Below are 22,924 nucleotides of genomic sequence, written 5' to 3' on the forward strand. Positions count from 1 at the left end.
CACACCAAACCCTATTTAAGAATGTCTTGTAAACCTCAAACGAAGACCTCCCAAATTCTTTTTGCCTTTTTGTTGCTCATTGCATTTGTGACGACAGCCCATGCACAGCTTTCGGTGCCTTTTAACCCAAGGTTGCCCGAAGGGAATATCAAAGTAAAGGGAGATTTGGTCTATGTGGCCAACAATATAGTCAGCACGGGCAGTAACCCCAACATTGCTTACAATGGCAGTTCGAGCAACCAGAATGTCACCATGAATTACATCGATATTGATGGTGATCCCAGCACATTCAGTTCCAGTAGTGCCGAATTGAATGCACCTTCATGCTCGGCAGTGGTATATGCAGGTCTCTATTGGGGTGGTATTTATAGGGATACGGATAGGGACGACCCTTACAAATCGGTGAAATTCAAGATTCCAGGCAGTTCCTCTTATATCGATATTGGACCGGGCAGCGACCCTGTGTTCGAATATGAACAGATCTATGATAAGGACGGTGACCGTGATGGGGATGGATTGACCGATCCAGGTGTGGTTGATGTGGATTATCTGAGCGGGGTGAACATGACATCCTATCTTAACTATGCCAATGTGACCCATTTGCTCTCCGGATTGGCCGATCCCAATGGGGAATACACGGTGGCAAACGTAGTGGCTTCCACCAACCAACAAAACGTGAGTGCAGGCTGGACCATGGTGGTCATTTATGAGAACCAGAACTCCACCAGTAAATATATCTCCACATTTGATGGCTATGCTGCCATGGGGAGCACCTACTCAAGCGTAAACTTTCCGTTCAGCGGATTTAGGACATTACCAGCCCCACTTCCCGTAAATGCCGTGATAGGTGCCAGTACCATCGATGGGGATCGGGTAACGGGCCCCAGTATGAGGTTTCGCGCTTCAAATACGGCCAGTTGGACCTATTTGAGCGATGCCATCAACCCAAGCAATAATGTTTTTAACAGTACGATCAGTAACCAAGGGAGTTGGGTGGACACCCGAAACCCGGCAAGCCGCAATACCCTGGGATGGGATGCGGATATTTTGAAACTCCCAAATCCCAGTAACAACGTATTGCCCAACGATCATGATAGTGGCGAAATTCTGATCAGCACCTCCAGTGAAGGTGTTATCCTGTTTTTGACCACCGTTGCCGTGGAGATCATCAACCCAGAGATCCTAGTGGAGAAAAAGGTAGAAGATTTGGCGGGCAACGACATTACCGGTGCGGGTGTGAACCTAGGACAATCCTTGGAGTATGTACTGCGGTTCTGGAACCGTGGCAACGATGATGCCGAGAATTTTACGATCCAGGACATTCTCCCAGAAAATGTTTCCTTGGTGAATGTTGACCTAACCGGTGCTCCGGGCACCACCATGAGCACCAATCCTGCCAATGACAGGGAAGTGACTTTCCAAATACCGGATGCTTTGGTCATCGAAGGGAGCAATACCTATGAGATTCGGATCAGGGTGGAGGTTTCCGATAATTGCCATGATTTTGTGGCCGCATGTAGTTCAACCATACAAAATACCGCTTTTTCCTCCTATGATGGCGTGACAAGTGGGCAAACCGGTTTAGGGGATGCCAGTGTTTCCAATGTGAACAACTGTGGTTTTGTGACCGTGGGGGCCACCAATTTCCTTCTGGACGACCTTACCAATTGTAGTTTTGAAAGTGAGGTGCAGATCTGCGGTGCCAGTGCAGAGATCACCGCCGGGGAAGGTTACGATACCTACACTTGGTACAGGGACCTCAACGAAAATGGCCAATTGGATGCTTCCGACACAGTCTATAACGATAGTGACCCTGACAACGATCCTACCACCATCACCGTGCAGGAAACTGGGTTTTATCTCGTGGTGAAAGAGTCCGCTTCCTGCGGCACCAATGTTGAGAGCACCGAGGTGACCCGTTTTGGGAACACGCAGACCAACCCCATCATCAATTACTTCAATACGCTGAATGGTGATGTGGACCCTAACAACGATATCCAAGGTGAGATTGTCACCTGTGCCAATGATGGATCTCCATTGCCCAAAATATTCCTTTGTGGTGCCAATGACACCCAAAACATCCTATTGAACATCACCGATGCCCAGAACATCTCGTGGGAAAGGCTTAACGAGGGCAGTTGTGCCGAAACCGGACCCGACTGTCCCAACAACCAAATGGGCTGTACGTGGAGCCAAGTGACCACAGGAAATGCCTTCACCGCAAATGCGGAGGGTCGTTACCGACTGGTCCTCTCCTACTCTGGTGGCTGTAACAGTATATTCTATTTTGATGTGTTCCAGAACAATCTGGACTTTGACTATGACAGTCAGGATATTTTCTGCTCCACCGATGGATTTATTCGCATACAGAACGTTGGTTCTGGATATGGTTTCCAGTTGGTGGATGCCAACTCCGGTTCCGTAGTGGTCCCTTATGCTGCGAACAACGGTCCCAACTTCACTATTGATACTTCTGGGACCTACCGTGTGGAGTTTACCCAATTGGATCCCATGACCGGAGATCCTTTGGATGGAAGTTGTGTATTCAGCACGGAAGATATAGGGATAAGGGAACGAAACCTGACCCTGGCCCTTTCCACGGTTCCTGTAACCTGTAACGGACAGGGAAGTGTGCGGATACAGGCCGGAGAGGCACGAGCCAATTACCATTACCGACTCTACTTTGACAACGGCGCAGGAGCTCCTGGCAGTCCAGCAGGAGAGGCATTGGCACAAAGCAGCAGCGACCATACTTTTTCAGGCCTCACGGATGGAGATTACGTGGTCGTGGTCACCACAGATGACGGATGCCAAGTGACCGAGACCTTCTCGATCATTGATATCCCCGATCCAGTGGTCAGTGCAACGATCACCAAACATATCACCTGTACCGATGGAATCATTACATTGACCCCTTCGCAAGGGTTGCCGAGCTATTCCTATGCCATTTGGAAAAAGGACGGGGTCGCACCATACAATGATATCACCGAGATTCCGATCAATGAGTTCCAACGGGACACCATTGCTCCCGGAGTGTTCAATTTCCCTTCAGGAGAGAATGGCACGTATCAATTTGTGATCGTGGACAGTAACAACTGTTTCGCTCTTTCCAATGAGGTTAGCATAAACGATTTGGGCGGACTAACCGTTGCTGCACCTACCATTGATTCGGAAATTACCTGCGAAGGATCCAATACGGGCCAGGTCACCATGAACGTATCAGGAGCACAGACTCCTTACGCCTTCAGTATAGACAATTGGGCCACCCAACAGACGGACCCGACCTTTGTGAACCTATCGCCCGGCACCTATACTGTACAGGTCCGTAGTCAGGACGGCTGTGAAGACCAAACCACCTTTACTTTGGATGACCCGGAGACCTTCAAGGCCAATGCGGGTATCTCAAGTACAGGGACCTGTGATGTGAATGGGAATTCTGAGGCCCGCTTTACCAACGTGGAAGGTGGAACGGCACCCTATGAGTTCAGTTTTGATGGAGGAAGTTCTTTCATTGCGGACGACCCTATGGATCCATCGGTGAGGACCAGTCTATTGCCTCCCGGAAACCACATTCTTATTGCCAGGGATTCCCGTGGATGCGAGATCACATTGCCGATCACCATAGATCCACCACTACCTATCCCAAACTTTGATTTGGATCTAGCGTATGATTGTGATGGCAATGGAAATGTGGTCCTATCGGCCGATCAAACCATTTACGATTACAACTACACCATCAATACGGCGCCCAGTACGAGTTCTACGGACGGTACCTTTTCAGGAATTGCCCCTGGCACTTATACGGTAACTGTGGAATATACGGAGAATGATCCGCCTAATCCAAGTGTGCTTTTGCACGAGGATTTTGGAAGTGGGCCTACTGTGGCCAGCCCTTATGTTTATGGATATACGTACGAAGACCAAGTGGGCAGCAATACCCAGATCAATGATTTTGAATATTCCATAACCAATTATATTGTTTCTCCGTTTGGGCCATGGATCAGACCGATGGACCATACCAGCAATGGAGCAGATCCCAATGGACGCTATCTGGTCATCAACGTAGGAACGCCAACACCTACCCAAATCATTTATAGGAAGGCAATCAAGGATATCATCCCAAATCAAGATATGCGGATTTCCTTTGCGGCCATCAACTTGCTCGGGAGCGGTAGCCAACTCGATCCCGATATTTATGTGCAAATGCGGGTTCCAGGCACCGGCACCGTAATTGGCGAAGTTCAGACACACGATATTCCCAAAGATAGGGCCTGGCATGACGAATTTGAATTTTTCATCAATCCAGGAATCCATGAAGAACTGGATTTTATACTTATCTCGAAGAAAAGTGGCAACAGTGGAAACGATGTGGCCATAGACGATATTCTGGTGGAACAAATTCCACAAACCTGTCCAAGAACCATGGACATCCCCGTGGTCATCGAATCTGGCAATGCCTTTGGCGCTGGTGTTCTAGGACATACCGACATTAGCTGTAACGGAGCAAACGATGGTTCCATCACTTTTGAAGTGGAGAACTTTGATGCAACCGCTGGATTTGAGTATTCCATAGATGGGGGGACCAACTGGATCACTTCCACAACATCACCAGTGACCACGGCAACGTCATTGCCTTCCGGCACACAAAGTGTGATGGTTCGCAAAGCAGATGATACTGCTTGTTCCATCACCCTGAATCAAGACATCGATGAGCCAGCGGCTCTTTCCATAAATACCAGCATTCTGCAAAATCCCAGTTGTAACGATCCGTTGGGCTCCATTCAAGCGACCGTAACCGGGGGAACACCCACTTACGAATATGCTTTGGAGGACGGTTCGGGCAATAATTTGGTTCCCTTCCCCAATGCATCCGGCAACAGCTTCAATGGATTGGCTGCAGGAGATTATGTGATCGTCGCCAGGGACATCAACGGATGCGAAGCACGAAGCGCAACCATCACCTTGGATGCACCGGACCTGTTGGCATATGATGTGGATTTCACCACTTGCTACGATGGGGGGAACAATGCGACCATACAACTTACGGTGACCTCAGGAAACGGAGGCTATCTCTTCCAAATCGATGGCGGTCCATGGCAGGCACCAAGTCCAGCTACATCCAACACTTATATCTTTACAGGACTTTCCAATGGTACGTATACGGTAAATGTAAAGGATGCTTTGGGATGCGCCGATGTGGCCACCCCAGTGACCATTGAACCACAATTAGTGGTAAATGTTACGGCAACAGATGTGAGCAGTTGTGCCGATGGATCTATACAAGTAACTGCTTCGGGAGGCAATGGAATATTGATCTATGCCCTTGTTCCCAATGGGGCAACACCGGTTCCAACTGATTTTGGGGCAACAATCAATTTCCCTATTGACAATGCCACTGCCACTGCAAACCCAACAGGGTTTGACCTCTATGTGCGTGATAGTAATGGGGACCCTGGGTATTGTGAGGTCGTCGAAGAAGATATTATCGTAAACCCCGCCGTGGAATGGGAAGTGGATGCTGTTGCAGAAGACCCTAATTGTAATGGTGGTAATGGCAGTATTGTGGCCAATGTGCAACTCGTAGGAGGAGGAAGCCTTTCTGCGGCCCAGATTGCACAAGCAGGCCCGTTCACCTATGCACTGTACCAAGGAGCAACAGAATTGTCCTCCGTAACCAATTTGGCCAATGTATCGTATACCTTCAACAATGTGGTGGCCGGCAGCTATGAGATCAGAATTACAGATGGCATGGGTTGTACTCTCTTCCAAACTCCTATTGATATAGTGGACCCGCCTGCATTGACAGCCAATGTCATCACCGAGTTCACTACCGGAACCTGTACACCTGCCATAGGATTTAGTTTTACAGGATACCCAACATCCGGATTGAATGGAACACTTCAGTTCAGTCACGACAATGGAAGTACTTGGAGAACCAGTGATACTTTTGACAATCTAGGGCTCACCTCTGGCGATGAAGTGTACCCTTCCATCAGAACCGTGGATGGTAGTGGTAACACCCTATGTAGATATGATTTGCCAAGATACACCCTGACCTATCCTTTGGATGATTTGGATATTTCCATATCAGCCATTGTTGTCGATTGTAATGAACTACAGGTCACTGTACAAGGAGAGCAAGGAACTCCTGACTATGTTTATACTTATACCGAAGATCCTTTGAATTTTGACCCTTCAACTGCTATATGGACCTCTCCTCCACAAGGTCTTGGAGACCCTTATATATTTACAGGGTTGACCCCAGGAAGAACTTATGTGTTCTACGTTCAGGATATCAATGGTTGTATTAGACAAAGTGATAGAAATGTAAATGAAATACCCGGTGTAGATCTTCCCATAGAAATTGCAGAAACCGTAGCGCCAAGCTGTAATGGTGCCAACAATGGTTCCATCAGTTTTACCTTGAATCCTGATACTGCGGAACCTCAAATGAGATGGGAACTCTTTGAAGTGGGTAATGCCACTCCGTTAGAAGTCAGTGGTGGCGGTCCATCAGCCAGCAATGTGCCCTATTCATCTACCATTGATTTTATCAACCTTTCCCCTGGTGATTATTATATCGAAGTAACCCAAGTTGATGCTTCCAATGTGGATAGCTGTAATGGAGGCAGTGAAAATGTATTAATAGAGGAACAACTCCCCATCACTGCGACTGCAACGGCCACAAGGGAAATCGGGTGCAACCAACCTGGATTGATCTCAGTGACCAACATCAATGGAGGTACGGCCCCCTATACCTTCAATGTGACAGGACCAGCAGGCTTTTCTGCTATTATGGGAACTTCCCAAAATCCAATAGAAATACCTGCAAACTCACCCGCTGGGGATTACGATGTCACCGTGACCGATGTGTATGGATGTACTACAAGTGCTCCATATACCGTCGCAATGACCTTGACCCCCAATCCTACTATCGATGATATCCAAGTGACCAATTGCGATGGCAGTGCGGAAGTGACCGTTACGGCCTCTTCCCTTGCCGGAAGTATCCGCTACGCTATGGTGACAGCAGGAGCCAGCGCTCCGACGACCTTTTTAAACAATGGAGGTATATTTACCAACGTAGCCGCAGGGGATTATGATTTCTATGTGATGGATGCCAATGGCTGTTCAGTGGCCCAGACCACGTTCACCGTCCATCCTGCTTTGCAGGCCAGTGCCCAATTGACCAAATTGTTGGATTGTTCAGGAACACCCGATGGAACAATCGAAATTGAAGTATTGCAAGGTTCTGGCACCTATGAATATTCCGTTGGAAATTTGATTACTTCTTCAGTGGAAGTTTTCAAGACAGCCATGGGAGGCAGCTCTGCTATATACCACCCATCAACTGCTGGGACTTATGAAATCAAAATCTTTGTGGATGCCACAGCAGATCACGAAGCTTGCGAACGGACATTTACCGTTGTGGTCCCAGACCGTATTGAACCAGACTTCACAGCCACCCCAACGGATGTGAGCTGTAATGGTGCTGCGGACGGAAGCATAGCTTTGGTACAGACCGACAACGGTATCACGCCCTTGTCCTACGAACTATTGGATGCTACCTTGACTCCCATAAATCCAACCGATTATACTTACAATGCAGCTTTACGTAGGTTTGAAGGATTGGCCCCAGGAGATTATATCGTAAGGGCAACTGGAACCAACAGTTGTACCACAGAATCTGCCATAATCCCAATTGGGGAGCCCACAGTCATTGCAGTGACCATTCCTGCTGCGGATGTGGTTCAGTTTGGCTGCGCCGCGGGCAACAATCCAGATAATGCCTCCATCACCGTAAACTCTTCTTCCATTGCAGGAGGAACGGGCTCTTACGTTCGATATGAATTTGTAGATCCTTCGAGTAACGTTGCACAAGATGGGAACAATAACCAATTGATTGTGTCCAACCGTTCAGGAGGGACCTATACCATCAATGTTTACGATGATTCGGGATGTGTCGGCACCACCACGGTCATGATCGATCCTTTTGATGAATTGCAAGATGCCACTATACATGTTGATGACGATATCGATTGTTCCAATGGTGGTGAGACCATCACCATCACTGCTGATGGCTTGTTGAGCGATTCAACAGCGGGTCCACACAACTACAGTTTTGAGGAAGTGTCCACAGGAACCACCAACACCACTGGGACGTTCAGTGGATTACAGGTTGGCCTGCACTCATTCAGAATTACCAATGTGGTGACAGGCTGTTCCATTGTCAGGACACATCTAGTGGAGGAAATTCCACAATTTGGTATAGATATGATCGAAGATAATCCCGTAATCTGTGCCGGGGACTCCGCCCAATATCATTTTGAACTGATCGGCGGCTATTCCGGTGGGTTTACCTTCATAGTGTACGACACCAATGGAACCCTTTCCAATACCAGTGATGATGTAGTGTTCGTTCCAGTCGGAAGTGGTACGGGTACCACAAGCGGTAACATCGACCTACCAAAAGGTAGCTATCGCATCGTGGTGACCCAATTGGATTTTCCGGAATGTACCGACGAGACCATGGTCACCGTTGGAGGAGCGGAAGCCACTTTGGATGCCTATATCACTGAAATAGGAAATGCCTCGTGTTCCAATAATCAGGGAAGGTTGTCCGTTGCCCCTACAGGTGGAGTGGCACCCTATACCATTTCCATCCCTTCTTTGGGATTGTCCCAGACCGGAGTGTATAGTTATGTGTTTACCAATTTGGAAGATGGCACTTATGCCATTGAGGTGACCGATGCCGTGGGTTGTATGAACACCACATTGAGCGGAACCATTCAGACCGTAGATCCATTGATGGCGGATATAGCTCCGGCCACCCAAACTTTGGATTGTGTTGGAGATACGGACGGTAGTATCAGTGCAACATTGACCTCTGGAGGTCTGGGCACTGTACTATACAGTTTGAACCGTATTGAAAACGGAACCATCACCTCAACTTCGGTCACACAGACTTCGAATACCTTCAACAACTTGGGCGCAGGGACCTACTCCATTACTATTTTGGACGGAGCAGGCTGTACCTTCACCACTAACGAAGTGGTGATAGAAGACCCTGAGCCCGTGAGGGGAACCTTGGTGCTTTCCCGTGCACTGACCTGCGATACGGATGCCCAATTGACCCTTACCGTGACGGGGGGTACACCATTACCTGGAAATATATACCAATGGAGTATTACCGAGGCAGGGCCCTATACCAACTTGGACGGTGGTGACACCCATGTCTTCCCCGTGTCGCCTAGCACCACAGGTTATCAGTATTATATTATGGACGCCAATGGATGTGAACCTGTCCTTTCCAATGCCATAACCATTCAAGAAGTTGCACCTTTGAGCGTGGAAATAGACCTAAGTGGAAGGTTTATTAATTGTAACGGGGACAGTACCGCATACATCTCCGCCAGCGCCACGGGTGGCTTGGGCAGCTATGTGTACGGGCTTTACTACGATGCGGCGCTAAGCTCGTCCGCAGCCCCAACGAATACCAACGGTTTCTTTGGTGGATTGCCGCAGGGCACCTACTATATTGGGGTGACCAGTGTGGATTGTGAATGGGTGTCCACGGCCATTGACGTCGTTGAACCAGAGCCTCTTATGATAACCTCTGGCTCCACGAATGTGAGCTGTATGGGGGCTGATGACGGAACCATAACCCTTTCCGTTACAGGAGGGACCGCAGACTACCAATACGCCATTTCACCCAACCTGAACCAGTTTGATGACAACGCAAGTTTCACGGACTTGGCCGCAGGGGATTACACAGTGATCGTACAGGATGCCAATGGTTGCTTTGACGTGCTCGAATTTACCTTGACCGAACCACAGGCCTTGACAGCAACCGTGACCACCGAAAATGAAGTCTGCTTTGGTAGCGAAGACGGTGTAGTATATCTGGATGTTCAGGGAGGCACTGCACCCTATAGCACCAGCTTGAATTCCAATGCAGATGCAGATTTCACGGAAGGCGTTATGAGCTACGGGAATCTGCCAAGTGGCACGCATGTGGCCTTCATCAGGGATGCCAACGGCTGTACCATCTACGAGGTATTCACCATAGAATCCGGGGTCAACTTGGCGGGTACGGTGAACGTAGTCTATGAGTGTGACGGCAATTTGCCCACCAACTATCTGGCCATCCAGATGGAGGATGCATCTGTGGTCCAAGAATTGATGTATGGCCTGGATTCCAATGACCCGAACGATCTGGTCTTGGATCCGGACTTCAACAACTTGACCCCTGGGGAACATACCCTTACCATTGCACACTCCAATGGGTGTATCCGTACATTCGACTTTACCGTTGAAAATTATGAACCGCTTACCTTGGAACTGAGTAATGAAAACATCAATGAGATTACGGCCGAGGCCATGGGAGGCAATCCAAACTATACCTTCCAAATCAATGCGAATGATGCCATAATGTCCAGTGACCATACGTTCTTGATCACACGGACCGATACCTACAGTGTGACCGTGACCGATGAAAATGGATGTAGTGTCACCCAAGAGATCTATATGGAATTCATCGACATTGAAATACCAACCTTTTTCACTCCTGATGGTGACGGACTCAATGATCGGTGGATACCCAAGAACATTGAAATTTTCCCAAACATCACCATTTCCATTTTTGATAGATATGGTAGAAAACTCTACAGAATGGTCCAGGGTACCGAAGGTTGGGACGGATATTACAACGATGCCAACCTACCAATGGGAGATTATTGGTACATCATCAAACTCAATGGAGATCGGGATACCAGGGAATTCGTAGGGCACTTTACCCTATACAGATAACCCACTAAATATCCAACCCAAAAGGGCCGCATCAAAATTGATGCGGCCCTTTTATTTTTGATCCCTCGGGAATTCTCCCATTGAAAATATTATAGACCTATCCGATAGATCACCGCACCACCACCATCCGTCAGGGCGTAGAGAGCCCCATCGGCCCCGTCCAATATATCCCTGAAACGATGGCCTTCGCCTTCCATCAACCGTTCCTCGCCCACAACCCTATCGTCCTCGATTACCAAACGGACAATATGTTGGCCACTCAAAGCGCCCAAAAATAAATTGTTGGTCCATTCCGGAATCAAGTTTCCTGAGTAAAAATCCATACCGCTTGGCGACACCACAGGATCCCAATAGTAAACAGGTTGTTCCATACCATTTTGTTGTGTAATGCCCGAACCAATCGCCACTCCACTGTATTCCAATCCATAGGAAATGGTAGGCCAGCCATAATCGGCCCCTGCTTCAATGCGATTGACCTCGTCACCGCCCCTGGGACCGAGCTCGGATTCCCAAAGTTCCCCGGTTACAGGATGTACTGCCAATCCCTGTACATTTCGGTGCCCATAAGAGTATATCTCGGGCAGAACCCCATTTTCATCCGTAAAGGGATTTCCACTTGCGGGTGCGCCATCTGTAGTGATCCGCAGCACCTTGCCCAAAGCGGCATCCAATTCCTGTGCCTCCCCTCGGGTGACCGTACTTGACCTATCGCCTGTACTGACAAATAGATTTCCTTCGCCATCCCAAGCCAATCGTGATCCATAATGGGCAGTACTTTCGAATTCGGGTATAGCGGTATAGATCACTTCCGCTTCCTCAATGGCGGTTTCGCTGTCCGACAACCTTCCTTTGGCCACCGCTGTGGCCGTGCCTCCTGCTCCATCTTGTGAAAAAGACCAATAGATCATCCTGTTTTCCTGAAAATTTGGGTCTACCGCAACATCCAAAAGACCACCTTGGCCCGAGCTGTTGACCGCAGGAATACCAGTGATCTGGGAACCGACGCTTCCCGAGGTTGACACCAAACGCATGGTTCCCGCCCTTTCCGTGACCAGAATACGTCCATCCGGCAAGTGGGCCATTCCCCAAGGGTTGGACAGTCCCGAAGCAAAAACAGTGACCGTATACGTAGTCTCCGTAGTGACGCCATTGATCCTGGTCTGTCCCTCGAATGCGGGCGAATAATCTGTGTTGGGATCATTGGTTTCCACTGGGTCTTGTGTTTCATCAGGATCCATAGGGTCGTCATCGTTCGGATCTTCAGGTTCGTTGGGGTTGGGATCCTCTGCTTCTGGGACTGGACTCCCATTGTCCGAACCACAAGAATATATCATGGTCCCCAACAAAAGACAAAGGCCTATCAATACGATATGCTTTACTGAAAATTTCATAGACTGCTGTTTTCAGTAAGTTACCAAACACACATCGACAACGCCTCTTTTTTAACTTTTTGGAAAGAAATCTTGTGATTTTTACTCGAAAAAGGCCATAAGCATATAAAAAAGTGTCTTCTCCTATTATTTAAATGACCTATGTACTCCCTATTGTAGAAGTTTGATGGAATTGACCATGTATCGGATACTTTTTGATTTACCTTACCCGATGCTAAAAACAATGAACCAACAGGTACCCAAAATTTAAGTATTGCTATTTTCCCGATCCTTGGGTTTGATGATCATCCTGAAATATTGGTCCCTGTAGATGTAATAACCTATCCAGTTGAAAAAGGCCCTTATCCTGTTCTTGAAGTTGACCAATCCCATGATGTGCACAAAAATCCAGATGAGCCATGCCAAAAACCCCTTGATGGAGCTCTTTTGGCCCGGAAAGTCCAGTACGGCCTTATTTCTTCCGATAATGGCCAAAGATCCTTTGTCCATATATCTAAATGGGACCCACTTTCCACTCTTTCCTTCCAAGTTCTTGGCCAAATTCTTGGCCTGCTGCAATGCTGGTTGGGCCAATTGGGGATGTCCGTGTGGGAAGTCCGCATCACCGGAAACCAATGCACAGTCCCCCAGGGCGTAGATATTATCGTAACCTTCCACCAAATTATAGGCATTGGTCTTTAAACGGTTGCCCTTTCCAAAACTATCTTTTTTAAATCCATCGAAGGTCTTGGCCGAAACCCCTGCAGCCCATATCAGGTTTTTGGTCTGGATCTCGGAGCCATCGGACAAATGGACCTTTTCATTATCAAAGTCCTTTACAAAAGTGTTGAGCTTGATCTTTACCCCATACTGCCTGAGCTTTTTGAAGGTATATTGCTGCGACTTTGGCGACATGGCCGCCAGTACGGCATCTTGGCCATCGATCAAATAGATTCCGCCAAGGTCTTCCTGGCTCAACTCTGGGTAGTCTTTCTTTAGAATGGAAGTACTCATTTCTGCCAGGATCCCGGACAGTTCAACACCCGTGGGGCCTGCACCGGCAATGACAAAGGTCAACAAGCGCCTGCGGTCTGCCACATTGGGCAAACGGGTGGCTCGGTCCAACCTGGTCAGAATGGTATTGCGAAGGGACAAGGCATCACTGATGGTCTTCATGGGCAAGCTATATTTTTCGACGTTCGCATTGCCGAAAAAATTACTCTCCGCCCCTGTGGCCATCACCAAGATATCATAGTGCAAATCACCATTGTTCAGGACAATCATGTTTTCCGAGGGCACCACCTTCACCAGACTTCCCAATCTGAATCGAACACTGGGGCTTTTTCTAAGTATTCTCCTGAACGGGTAGCTGATGGCAGACGGTTCCATAAAGCCAGTCGATACCTGATAAATCAATGGTGGAAAAAAATTATAGTTGTTCACATCCACCAATATGACCTCGTATTTTTTGGAATTCCCCAGCCCCTTGATCAGTTCAAGTCCGGCGAACCCACCTCCCACAACAACAACTTTCTGCTTATTTTCCATCAAAAAAAAAACTTTACTTCAAAAATACGGGTATAATATCCCTTTATTCTTAAACTGGTTTAATAAATTAAATTGATAGGTAACATCCATGGGCTCCATGGTGGCCATGGAGATTAATCCATATCTTAGATGCAAATCAGTGTTCAGGAAGATCAAACATCCATTCACCAATAAATCAAAAGGTCAGTCAATGAAAAATACAAAACAGCTTCGAAACAGGTGTTGGATAGATATTGATGGGAAAAAATTCTTTGGGCCTGGGAGGGTCCAACTTTTGGCCCTGATCGAAAAAAATGGGTCTTTGTCCAAAGCGGCCAAGGAAATGGGCATGTCCTACAAAAAGGCGTGGGCCATGATCGACGACCTTAATGAACGTGGACAACACCCATATGTTACGCTACACAAAGGCGGAACCACTGGAGGCGGTGCCGAACTGACCACGAACGGCAAAAAGGTCCTGGCTGCTTTCCAAACGCTAATTCATCATGTGGAGGCAACCATTGAGGAACACCAAGCCGAACTTCTCAAATTGATATGATCGGATTGATTTTTTTGCCAATTTTAGATTTTCACGCCAAACCCATGCAGCAGTATAAGGCGCAAGCCCACGTAAAGGACCAAAATACTGGTAAGCACTCCCAAAAATTTCAAGTTGAATTTTTTATTGGATAAGTAGGAACCTATACTCCCTCCAATCACAACAGCCACCACCAATTGCAACGTCAGTTCGTCGTGCAACTTGAAGGTTCCCGCCACATTGAGTCCAATCAAACCAGAAATGGAATTGACCAGAATAAAAACAGAGGCCAGCGAGGCTACTACCCGTGCGTTTTCCCACTTTAAAAGATTCAGCACCGGCGATAGAAAAATACCCCCGCCAATTCCAGAAATTCCGGAAAGCAAACCGATGCCGCCACCAAGCACCAATTTTTTTGGATTGGAAAATTTCTTCGAGTCCAGTTTTTTCTTCGCAAAACGAAGCAGCATAAAAATGCCGGCCATGATCAAGGCGCTTCCCAGCATCAGAAAAAATTCGGTTTGCGACAATCGGATTTGCGCGCCCAGATAAGCAAACGGGATGCTCATCACCAAAAATGGCCAGAACAATTTCATATCGAACACCCGGTTGCGGATAAAGACCATGGTTCCAATGGTCACCACACAAATGTTCAAAATAAGGGCAGTGGAACGTATCTCGTAAAAATCGGTCAGGAAAAGGCTCAAAATGGCCAAGTAACTGGACCCTCCCCCAAAACCGACCGAGCTATAAAAAAGTGCGATCAAAAAGAAAACGATGGGCAAGTATTCCACACTCATTTATCAAGAAATCAATTTGCAATCCACCATATCCCCTTCTTTCAATTGTATACCATCATCCACAAAAGCCAGTGCATTCCCAAGGGCCATGGATTGGATCATGGAGGATCCCTGTCCGTCCAATATCTCTACCTTACCATTGAATACATGGGCCTTGAGGAAGGAGGGACGTCCAAAATTGTTCTCATAGGCATGGCTTAGAGGAAATTGGTAAGTGGGCAAACCTACCTTTCCATATCCTGAAAACTTTTGCAGGAGAGGAAGCACATACATATAAAAACAGGTGAGGGACGAGGCCGGATTACCGGGCAGTGCGAAAACAAATTGGTTTGTCCTTCGTCCAAAGTATAATGGTTTTCCAGGTTTTTGGAGTACCTTGTAAAACAATTCATCCACTCCGTTCGCTTCTAGGGCCGGCCGGACAAAATCGTAATCACCAACGGATATTCCCCCAGAAACCAGCAAGACATCACAGGATTCCAAGGCATTTTTGATGCCCTTTTTGGTAGCCTCAAGATCGTCCTTGATCTGCATTTTATGTTGATGCTGGAACCCGAATTGTTGCAACACCCCTGCAATGGCATAACTGTTGGATTCGTATATCTGCCCTTCTGCCTTGGGTTGTCCAGGGGGCACCAGTTCATTGCCGGTGGTGATGATGTTCACCCGAGGCTTTGAAAATACTTCCAAATGCTCCAATCCGAGGCTTCCCATCAAGGATAGAGAGGGTGGGGCCAAAACATGTCCTTTCCCGAATACCAATTGCCCTTCGGAGAGCTGTCCGCCTCTTTTTCGGATATTTTGTCCTATTCTGGGCATTTCGTCCAAGAAAAGTGTACCTGATTCCACCGAGGTTTTCTCCTGCATCATCACCGCGGAAGTGGCGTGGGGCACTTTGGCCCCTGTGAAAATACGGACGGCCTCCCCATCACTCAACCGTACTTCTTTGGATTCCCCTGCTGCGACCTCACCAACTAACCTGTATTCCTGATAAAGTCCGCACAGGGCATAACCGTCCATCGCGGAATTGTCAAATTCGGGGACATGAAAAGGAGACAAGGTGTCTTTTGACAGGGCATATCCGAGGGATTCCCCCAAGGGCAGGGTTTGACTCTTTAAATTGATTTTTTGTTCATCAATGATGCGAAGTGCTTCAGAAATCGTTACCATTAGCCTCCTATTGAAATCATTGAACGGTTTTGCTCATAATGTTCTGCATCCATTTTTACTTCCATGCCGTCCCGGGAGTGTTTTTTGGATTTTATGGCCTCCAAAATGATGGTCTCAATTTTTTCTCCCTTGCGCATTGGGGTCAAGAGATCGGTCTCTGAAGTGGCGAACAGGCAGTTTTTCATCTTGCCATCTGCCGTGAGTCGAATGCGGTTACACTCATCACAAAATGGATTGGTGATTGTGCTCACAATCCCAAAACTGCCCTTGTGTCCCTTTACTTTAAAGTTGGTGGAGGTGCTGTGCCTGGGATTTTTCAACTCCTCTATTTCGCCAAAGGTATGGCCAATGGTCTGCAGGATTTCCTCCTTGCCAACTCCCTTGCTCCAATCCCACTTATTGCCTTTGAAGGGCATAAACTCAATAAACTTGACCGTCAAATCCTTATGTTTTGTCAAGGCGATGAAATCATTGATCTCATTATCGTTCACCCCTTTGATCAAGACCACATTGAGTTTGATGTGCATGTCCATCTCCAAGGCCATTTCGAGGTTCTTCATGATGCGCTCGTAATAATCACGCTTGGTAATAAAAATGGATTTGGCCTTATCCAAGGTGTCCAGACTAAAATTGATCTTGCGCAACCCGACTTTATCAAAAAGGGCCAAATATTTGTCGAGTACAATTCCGTTGGTGGTCAATTTGAGGGTCACGCCCAGTTTGGCCAGCTCTTCGACCAAATAGCCGAAATTCTTTCGAACCAAAGGTTCCCCGCCCGTCAGTCGGACCGTATCCACGCCCAGATCCCGAAATGTTCTGGTCATCTCGATGATCTCTTCCAAGGTCATGATGCTTGGTTTTTCCATCAACTCAATACCTTCTTCGGGCATGCAATAAAAGCACCGAAGGTTGCACCGATCCGTCAACGAAATGCGGAGATAGGTATGTGGCCTACCAAAATTGTCTATAATCTGCGGTTTTTTGTCAATCATGTCTTTTTCCTTCTATCACTTTAAATGCGTGCAGCACATGGGGGAAAATCGCATCCATGGATTCCGCTGCTCCTTTGGTGGAGCCTGGCAACGCGAGAATGAGCTTGCCATCCTTGATGCCCGCGATGGAACGCGAGAACATCGCCAACGGCATACGTTCTTGCCCGTAGCTTCGCATTTGTTCTTCCACTCCCTTTAGTTTGATGTCCAACAAGGGTTCCAAGGTCTGTGGGGTGACATCCCGGGGCCCCACGCCCGTACCTCCCGTAAAAATCAACAGGTCGGCAGTGGTATTTTCCACTTTTTTGATGATTTCCACCGCCTCATCGGGAATAATGCTTTTTTGGGATTCCACACCCAAAGCATTTAATTTCTTGATGATGGTCTCTCCTGCCCGGTCCTCTCCTTGGCCTTTGGAAATGGTATCGGAACAAACCACTACTTCCGCAGTCAACCCTTCTGAATTTATATTGAAAGAGGATTTCCCTCCTTTTTTCGATTTGAGACGAATGGTACCGATTTCCACATTTTTGTCAATCGGTTTGAGCATATCGTACATCGTGAGGGCCACAACACTTGCCCCGTGCATCGCCTCTACCTCTACCCCGGTTTTGTAGATGGTCTTCACCGTCATCGAAATAATGATGTCCAAACCATCTATTTCATAATCGATTCCGGTATATTCGATGGGCAACGGATGGCAATCGGGCAGAAGGTCCGGTGTTTTCTTTACGCCCAACAATCCCGCCGCCTTGGCCATTTCAAACACGTTCCCTTTGGGAACTTCGTTGTTTTGAATTGCCTCAATAGTAGCTTGACCGCTCGTTTTTACGATGGCTTCCGCAGTGGCCTCTCTAAGGGTCGTTACTTTATGTGTAATGTCTACCATTTACTTGTTCACTTTCCATTGATGGGTTTCGTCCTCAAAAATCTCTTTGCCGAATACGGGCACTTTCGCCTTGATTTCCTCCACAAAAAAGTTGGTCGCCTCAATCGCAATCTTTCGGTGCGCCGATGAGGTGAATACAAACAGACAAATCTCCCCAACCTTCACTTTGCCCAAACTGTGATAGATATGGGCACAGGTAATATCGAACTTGGCAAAAGCGACTTCGCGTATTTCGTGGAATACTTTTTCCGCCATTTCTTCATAGGCCGAATAATCTATGGCGGTCACGGTTTTACCTTCCATCTCATCTGCCCTGATCTGTCCCAAAAAAATACTGTGCGCGCCAATGTCTGTCTTACTTTGGTGGTTGGCCACCGATTGGGCTATTTTTTCGGGAGGAATGGCTCCTTGTACAAATACTTTTTTCGGTTTCTTCTTATCCATCGATAATTGTTTCTATGCCGCCTTCCACATTTTTCAAATTATGGAAGCCAAATTCATTTTTAAGGATTTCAATTGCATTCTTGCTTCGCTTTCCAGACTGGCAGAATACAAAAACTTCCTGATTGTTCGGTATTTCCTGGTATCGTGATATCAAATCCCCCATAGGAATGTTCAGCACTTTTTTTCCTTTTGGTTTGGGCTGTTCAAACGCTTCGCGCACATCGAGATACCATTGCTCCTTGTCCTTCAAATCACAATCGATATAAACAGGGGCAATTCCCCCTTTGCGTATTTTTTCCACTTCCTCGGGGCGCTTGTTTAGTTTGATGGTCTGCTCGCTGGCCTGCATCATATTGATCAGCTTTAGCTTACCGGAAAGCACCTCGCCCGCCCCCAAAATGATTTTAAGGACTTCCGTAGCTTGAGCCGTTCCCAAGATGCCGGGCAACACCCCCAAAACCCCAGTGGTCTCACAACTGATGTTCTGCCGCGTGCTTTTCGGGAACACGCAGCGGTAAGTGGGCCCATTTTTGTAATTAAAGACCGACAATTGCCCTTCATTTTTATAAATGGAGGCAAAAACCCAAGGTTTATCGGCCAAAATACAGGCATCATTAATGAGATATTTCGTTTCAAAGTTGTCCGTACCATCCAAAACAATATCGTATTGCTGGATGATGCTTTCCGCATTTTCAATGGTCAAGGGCTCTTCGTACACTTGAAACTTTACCTCACTGTTCTGCTTTTCCAATCGTTCCTTGGCCACGACTGACTTTGACCTTCCTACATCCGATTCTTGGAAGAGCACCTGCCTGTGCAGATTGGACAAATCGACTTTGTCATGGTCCATCAGACCAATATTGCCCACTCCAGCACCTGCCAAGTACATCGCGGCAGGACAGCCCAATCCTCCAACGCCAACGATCAACACCTTGGCATTGTGAAGTTTTTTCTGGCCTTTATAGCCAACTTCCGTGAGCTTTATTTGTCTGTCGTACCTGTTCATCCTCCAGCGAACGGTGGCAACAAGGCCACTTCGTCCCCGTCTTTTAGGGTTATTTTATCATCCAAATTTTGGTTCACGGCTATCTGCACGGAATCTTTGTCCCTAATGGACAGTCCGTTCAGACAGCGTTCCTTTAGCTCCCGTGCAGTGAGTTCTCCATTCAGCTCCATGACCTCTTCGAACTTATTTGCTGCCTCGGCCACCAAACCAAAATACTTTATGGTCAACTTCATACGTCCATTTGTTTTAGTTGCTGTACGTCTTCTTCCGTATCCACATCAAATCCACCTCTTTTGAAAGTCTCCGTACAGAAATCAAATCCTTCCAAATGCATCAGTTTCTTGGCACCTTCGTCTCCTTTCAAATTAAATAAAAGCGGAAATGCTTCCTTAGCAAAAATGGCCGGTACTCCAATATTTCCTCCATATTGTGAATAGGTAGCTTTTGGATTTTTGGTCAATTGCGTGTGCACCAGTTGGATTAAGTTGGTGCGTTCCAGAAAAGGCTGGTCGGATACCAAAAACAAGATATGTTCCAATTCCTCATTGTCTGTCAAAGCTGCTTCCAATCCTATTTTTATGCTGGATGCCATTCCCTTTTCCCAAGCGGTGTTAATGACCACTTTAAAGCCGTTGGAATCAATTCTCTCTTGAATTTCTTCTTGCCTGGACCCCAAAACTAAAATCTTGGTCTGGAAGCCCAACTCATCTACTTCATCCATCGTGCGTTCCAAAAGTGTTTTTCCCTTGAATTCCACCAACTGCTTGGGTCTCCCCAAACGTGTGGAGCCACCTGCTGCCAAAACCACCACCGCTATGCTTCCTGTTGAGCTCATAGGGTTATCTTTTGAAATTTATTTGCTGTAGTATCGTGAATGGGCTCCGTTTTTTGTTTTAGAGGTCGGGCCTCTTTGTTGGTCAACACACTTTGGATCTCGGCCAAAATGGACAATCCGATTTCGGCCGGCGTCTCCGCACCGATATCCAACCCAACGGGTGCGTGGATCTTGGCCAAATCAGCTTTCGAGACAACTATGCCTTTATCTGCCAATTCGTTCAGCATGCGATCATATTTTTTTGATGGTCCCAATATACCGATGTAGGATATTTTGGGTTTTTCCAGCAATAGCTTCAGCACACTGAGGTCATAGTTATAGTTGTGGCTCATGAGCACAAAACAACTTTGCTGGTCTATGTTGATGTTTTCCAAGGTTTCTTCCGGCTTGGTGACAATGACTTGGCACGAACCTACAAAACGTTCTTTATTGGCATGGGTAGGGCGTCCATCGGTCACGGTTACTTTCCAACCCAAGAGTTCGGCCTGTTGCGCCAAGATCTGGGCATCGTTGCCAGCTCCCACCAAAACCAATTTTACTGGGGGTTGCTGTATTTGGGTGAACACAAAATGTGCTTTCTCTTCAATTATCAGCTCTGCAAAACAAGAGAAGCCATCGCTAATGGCCTCATTGCTTTTGATAAGCACAGCTTGGTGCAAACCTTCGGGAAGTTCCCTTCCTAGGACTGCCCCGTTTTCATCCGCAGTCAGAATGGTCCCTAGTTGTTGCTGGGTTTTGTCCAGATCAAAAACAATGCAGATGGCCATGGGAACTTCTTGTTCAACGACAGTTTTCAAAAGTTCGCAGGGATTATCCCTATCGCTATAATCAATGGGCTCAAACAGCACTTGAATGATTCCATTGCAGCCCAACTGGGCCCCAATTACGGCATCATCCTCATCACTGGTATCGTAAGTGACCAGTTTATTTTTCCCCACATCCAAGGCATAAAGTGCCTTTCTGAGTGCATCACCTTCCAAGCAACCTCCACTGATGGCTCCTGTAATATTTCCATACTCGTCCACCAACATTCGTGCTCCGGCCCTTCGGTACGATGAACCCTCAACATGTACCAACGTGGCCAAAACGCATCGAACAACCCGTGTTTTTAACTGTAGATATTGTGCTATGATCACATCCAACTCCCTCATAAGGCAACAGTTTTTAATTGGTTGACGGCAGTCTTGATCTTGAAAACTGCTTTTTGAATGTCATCCAGGGTGGTGCTTCGTCCGGTGCTGATCCGCAAACTCGCCAAGGCATGACCATCTTCCAGTCCCATAGCCTTCAAGACATGTGACGGGTTCACTTGGTTGGAGGTGCATGCGGAACCGCGTGATAAAGCCAATGTGTTCAAATGACGGAGCAATTTTGCCCCATCAACTCCTGCAAAAGATACATTTGTGGTATTGGGCAATCGTTCCTCACCGTGGGAATTTATGATGGCTCCTTCTATAGCCAACAGCCTCTCTTCCAGTTGGTTTCTCAAATCCAACTGGTTTTGATGGTGTTCTTCAAGATGGGCACTTGCTATTTTGCAGGCAGCACCAAATCCCACTATCCCAGGAACGTTCAGGGTTCCGGGCCTTGTCCCTTTTTCATGGCTTCCGCCATAAAGATGCTTGGCAATGGTCGTATTGTTGTCCTTGTTCATGTATAGGGCACCGACACCTTTGGGACCATAAATTTTGTGTGATGAAAAAATGGCCATATCGATTCCCAAATCTTTTAGATCTATCGGGATTTTACCAACGGCCTGCGTGATGTCCGACATCACTGGAACACTTTTGAAATGCGCTATTTTGGTTATTCTTTTTATGGGGTGTATCAGACCTGTCTCGTTATTGGCCATCATTATACACACTAAGATAGTTGATGGCTTTATGGCTTCTTCCAACTCGTTCAAATCAATGTTTCCTTTCCTATCCACATCTAGATAAGTGACCTCAAAACCCTCTTCTTCCAACGCCTCCATGGTTTCGAGTACGGCCTTGTGTTCAGTTGTACAAGAAACAATATGGTTCCCCTTGCTCCTATTCTTTTTGCAAAATCCGAATAAAGCCAAATTGGCGGCTTCAGTAGCTCCAGATGTAAAAGTTATCTCTGTTGGTCTACAATTGACCAACTTCGCCACTTGTCCACGTGCATTTTCAACCGCATCGTCAGCATCCCATCCAAAAGAATGATCACTACTGGCATTGCCAAAACTTTCCGTAAAAAAAGGTATCATGACCTTGATCACATCAGGGTCAACTGGTGTGGTTGCATTAAAATCCAAGTAAATTTTATCGCTCAAAGTCATAGGAAAAGCGTTATATACGTGTGTACATAACGCAATTTACTAATATTGTGGATTCTGTGCATACATTTTCCAAAGTGTTTGCCGTAGGCCAAGCCATTTGGTCTGGAACTGAAAAATGGCATAAAAGTATGGGCATGGTCGTGGTACAACTTGATTTGCCCGTTGCCAGATCGTTTTCATCTTTTGACTTCAAACAAGCTCGGACAGGAAGTTTATTGACATAATTTCCAACTCTCTTAAAT

The 22,924-nt window shown here is 47.0% G+C and carries 14 protein-coding genes; 2 read left to right on the forward strand and 12 right to left on the reverse strand.

Annotated elements, in window-relative coordinates; all coding sequences use genetic code 11:
* Window positions 1-21: 21 nt before the first annotated feature.
* Window positions 22-10,809 carry a T9SS type B sorting domain-containing protein gene (locus FOT42_RS13835; protein WP_151891127.1) on the forward strand — a complete coding sequence of 3,596 codons (10,788 nt, stop codon included), beginning with the start codon at window positions 22-24 and terminating at the stop codon, window positions 10,807-10,809.
* Window positions 10,810-10,898: 89 nt separating this feature from the next.
* Here FOT42_RS13835 and FOT42_RS13840 read toward each other — a convergent pair whose 3' ends face one another.
* Together FOT42_RS13840 and FOT42_RS13845 are read right to left on the reverse strand one after the other, a co-directional pair.
* The gene (locus FOT42_RS13840) at window positions 10,899-12,200 is read right to left on the reverse strand and encodes a PQQ-dependent sugar dehydrogenase (protein ID WP_226789904.1); all 1,302 of its coding nucleotides are present in this window, start codon (window positions 12,198-12,200) and stop codon (window positions 10,899-10,901) included.
* 246 nt (window positions 12,201-12,446) lie between these two features.
* Complete coding sequence (locus tag FOT42_RS13845) at window positions 12,447-13,727, reverse strand: NAD(P)/FAD-dependent oxidoreductase (protein WP_151891128.1); 1,281 nt, start codon at window positions 13,725-13,727, stop codon at window positions 12,447-12,449.
* A 190-nt stretch (window positions 13,728-13,917) separates the two neighbouring features.
* Here FOT42_RS13845 and FOT42_RS13850 point away from each other — a divergent pair, with 190 nt between their 5' ends.
* On the forward strand, window positions 13,918-14,265 hold the full coding sequence (locus tag FOT42_RS13850) for a winged helix-turn-helix domain-containing protein (RefSeq protein ID WP_151891129.1): 348 nt from the start codon (window positions 13,918-13,920) through the stop codon (window positions 14,263-14,265).
* Window positions 14,266-14,288: 23 nt separating this feature from the next.
* On the opposite strand, the gene FOT42_RS13855 is transcribed toward FOT42_RS13850, so the two are convergent.
* From FOT42_RS13855 to FOT42_RS13900, 10 genes are read right to left on the reverse strand one after another with little or no spacing between them, the layout of a single operon-like run.
* On the reverse strand, window positions 14,289-15,044 hold the full coding sequence (locus FOT42_RS13855; RefSeq protein ID WP_151891130.1) for a sulfite exporter TauE/SafE family protein: 756 nt from the start codon (window positions 15,042-15,044) through the stop codon (window positions 14,289-14,291).
* A gap of 3 nt (window positions 15,045-15,047) precedes the next feature.
* On the reverse strand, window positions 15,048-16,214 hold the full coding sequence (locus FOT42_RS13860) for a molybdopterin molybdotransferase MoeA (RefSeq protein WP_151891131.1): 1,167 nt from the start codon (window positions 16,212-16,214) through the stop codon (window positions 15,048-15,050).
* Window positions 16,214-17,206, reverse strand: coding sequence for a GTP 3',8-cyclase MoaA (gene moaA, locus FOT42_RS13865; protein WP_151891132.1), 993 nt, complete (start codon window positions 17,204-17,206; stop codon window positions 16,214-16,216). Before moaA ends, FOT42_RS13860 begins: the two co-directional genes overlap by 1 nt.
* The gene (gene moaCB / locus FOT42_RS13870; RefSeq protein ID WP_151891133.1) at window positions 17,199-18,095 is read right to left on the reverse strand and encodes a bifunctional molybdenum cofactor biosynthesis protein MoaC/MoaB; all 897 of its coding nucleotides are present in this window, start codon (window positions 18,093-18,095) and stop codon (window positions 17,199-17,201) included. The genes moaA and moaCB overlap by 8 nt, the downstream gene beginning before the upstream one ends.
* On the reverse strand, window positions 18,096-18,539 hold the full coding sequence (locus tag FOT42_RS13875) for a molybdenum cofactor biosynthesis protein MoaE (protein WP_151891134.1): 444 nt from the start codon (window positions 18,537-18,539) through the stop codon (window positions 18,096-18,098).
* A complete protein-coding gene (locus FOT42_RS13880) occupies window positions 18,532-19,545 on the reverse strand; it encodes a HesA/MoeB/ThiF family protein (RefSeq protein WP_151891135.1) in 1,014 nt (337 codons plus the stop codon). Before FOT42_RS13880 ends, FOT42_RS13875 begins: the two co-directional genes overlap by 8 nt.
* A complete protein-coding gene (locus FOT42_RS13885; protein ID WP_151891136.1) occupies window positions 19,542-19,778 on the reverse strand; it encodes a MoaD/ThiS family protein in 237 nt (78 codons plus the stop codon). The genes FOT42_RS13880 and FOT42_RS13885 overlap by 4 nt, the downstream gene beginning before the upstream one ends.
* Window positions 19,775-20,380: a nucleotidyltransferase family protein gene (locus FOT42_RS13890; protein WP_151891137.1), complete on the reverse strand. Its 606-nt coding sequence runs from the start codon at window positions 20,378-20,380 to the stop codon at window positions 19,775-19,777. Before FOT42_RS13890 ends, FOT42_RS13885 begins: the two co-directional genes overlap by 4 nt.
* Window positions 20,377-21,531: an XdhC family protein gene (locus tag FOT42_RS13895; protein WP_151891138.1), complete on the reverse strand. Its 1,155-nt coding sequence runs from the start codon at window positions 21,529-21,531 to the stop codon at window positions 20,377-20,379. Before FOT42_RS13895 ends, FOT42_RS13890 begins: the two co-directional genes overlap by 4 nt.
* Window positions 21,528-22,682 carry a cysteine desulfurase family protein gene (locus tag FOT42_RS13900; RefSeq protein ID WP_151891139.1) on the reverse strand — a complete coding sequence of 385 codons (1,155 nt, stop codon included), beginning with the start codon at window positions 22,680-22,682 and terminating at the stop codon, window positions 21,528-21,530. Before FOT42_RS13900 ends, FOT42_RS13895 begins: the two co-directional genes overlap by 4 nt.
* Window positions 22,683-22,924: the final 242 nt, after the last annotated feature.

The sequence above is a fragment of the Flagellimonas hadalis genome (genome assembly GCF_007785775.2).
Lineage (GTDB): Bacteria > Bacteroidota > Bacteroidia > Flavobacteriales > Flavobacteriaceae > Flagellimonas > Flagellimonas hadalis.

Excerpts from the sequence above, each read along its gene's own strand:
- FOT42_RS13855 (WP_151891130.1), bottom strand. The coding sequence starts at position 15,044 with ATGAGTGTGGAATACTTGCCCATCGTTTTCTTTTTGATCGCACTTTTT.
- FOT42_RS13880 (WP_151891135.1), bottom strand. The coding sequence starts at position 19,545 with ATGAACAGGTACGACAGACAAATAAAGCTCACGGAAGTTGGCTATAAA.
- FOT42_RS13900 (WP_151891139.1), bottom strand. The coding sequence starts at position 22,682 with ATGACTTTGAGCGATAAAATTTACTTGGATTTTAATGCAACCACACCA.
- FOT42_RS13835 (WP_151891127.1), top strand. The coding sequence starts at position 22 with ATGTCTTGTAAACCTCAAACGAAGACCTCCCAAATTCTTTTTGCCTTT.
- FOT42_RS13890 (WP_151891137.1), bottom strand. The coding sequence starts at position 20,380 with ATGAGCTCAACAGGAAGCATAGCGGTGGTGGTTTTGGCAGCAGGTGGC.
- FOT42_RS13860 (WP_151891131.1), bottom strand. The coding sequence starts at position 16,214 with ATGGTAACGATTTCTGAAGCACTTCGCATCATTGATGAACAAAAAATC.
- FOT42_RS13850 (WP_151891129.1), top strand. The coding sequence starts at position 13,918 with ATGAAAAATACAAAACAGCTTCGAAACAGGTGTTGGATAGATATTGAT.
- FOT42_RS13875 (WP_151891134.1), bottom strand. The coding sequence starts at position 18,539 with ATGGATAAGAAGAAACCGAAAAAAGTATTTGTACAAGGAGCCATTCCT.
- FOT42_RS13885 (WP_151891136.1), bottom strand. The coding sequence starts at position 19,778 with ATGAAGTTGACCATAAAGTATTTTGGTTTGGTGGCCGAGGCAGCAAAT.
- FOT42_RS13845 (WP_151891128.1), bottom strand. The coding sequence starts at position 13,727 with ATGGAAAATAAGCAGAAAGTTGTTGTTGTGGGAGGTGGGTTCGCCGGA.
- FOT42_RS13895 (WP_151891138.1), bottom strand. The coding sequence starts at position 21,531 with ATGAGGGAGTTGGATGTGATCATAGCACAATATCTACAGTTAAAAACA.
- moaA (WP_151891132.1), bottom strand. The coding sequence starts at position 17,206 with ATGATTGACAAAAAACCGCAGATTATAGACAATTTTGGTAGGCCACAT.
- FOT42_RS13840 (WP_226789904.1), bottom strand. The coding sequence starts at position 12,200 with ATGAAATTTTCAGTAAAGCATATCGTATTGATAGGCCTTTGTCTTTTG.
- moaCB (WP_151891133.1), bottom strand. The coding sequence starts at position 18,095 with ATGGTAGACATTACACATAAAGTAACGACCCTTAGAGAGGCCACTGCG.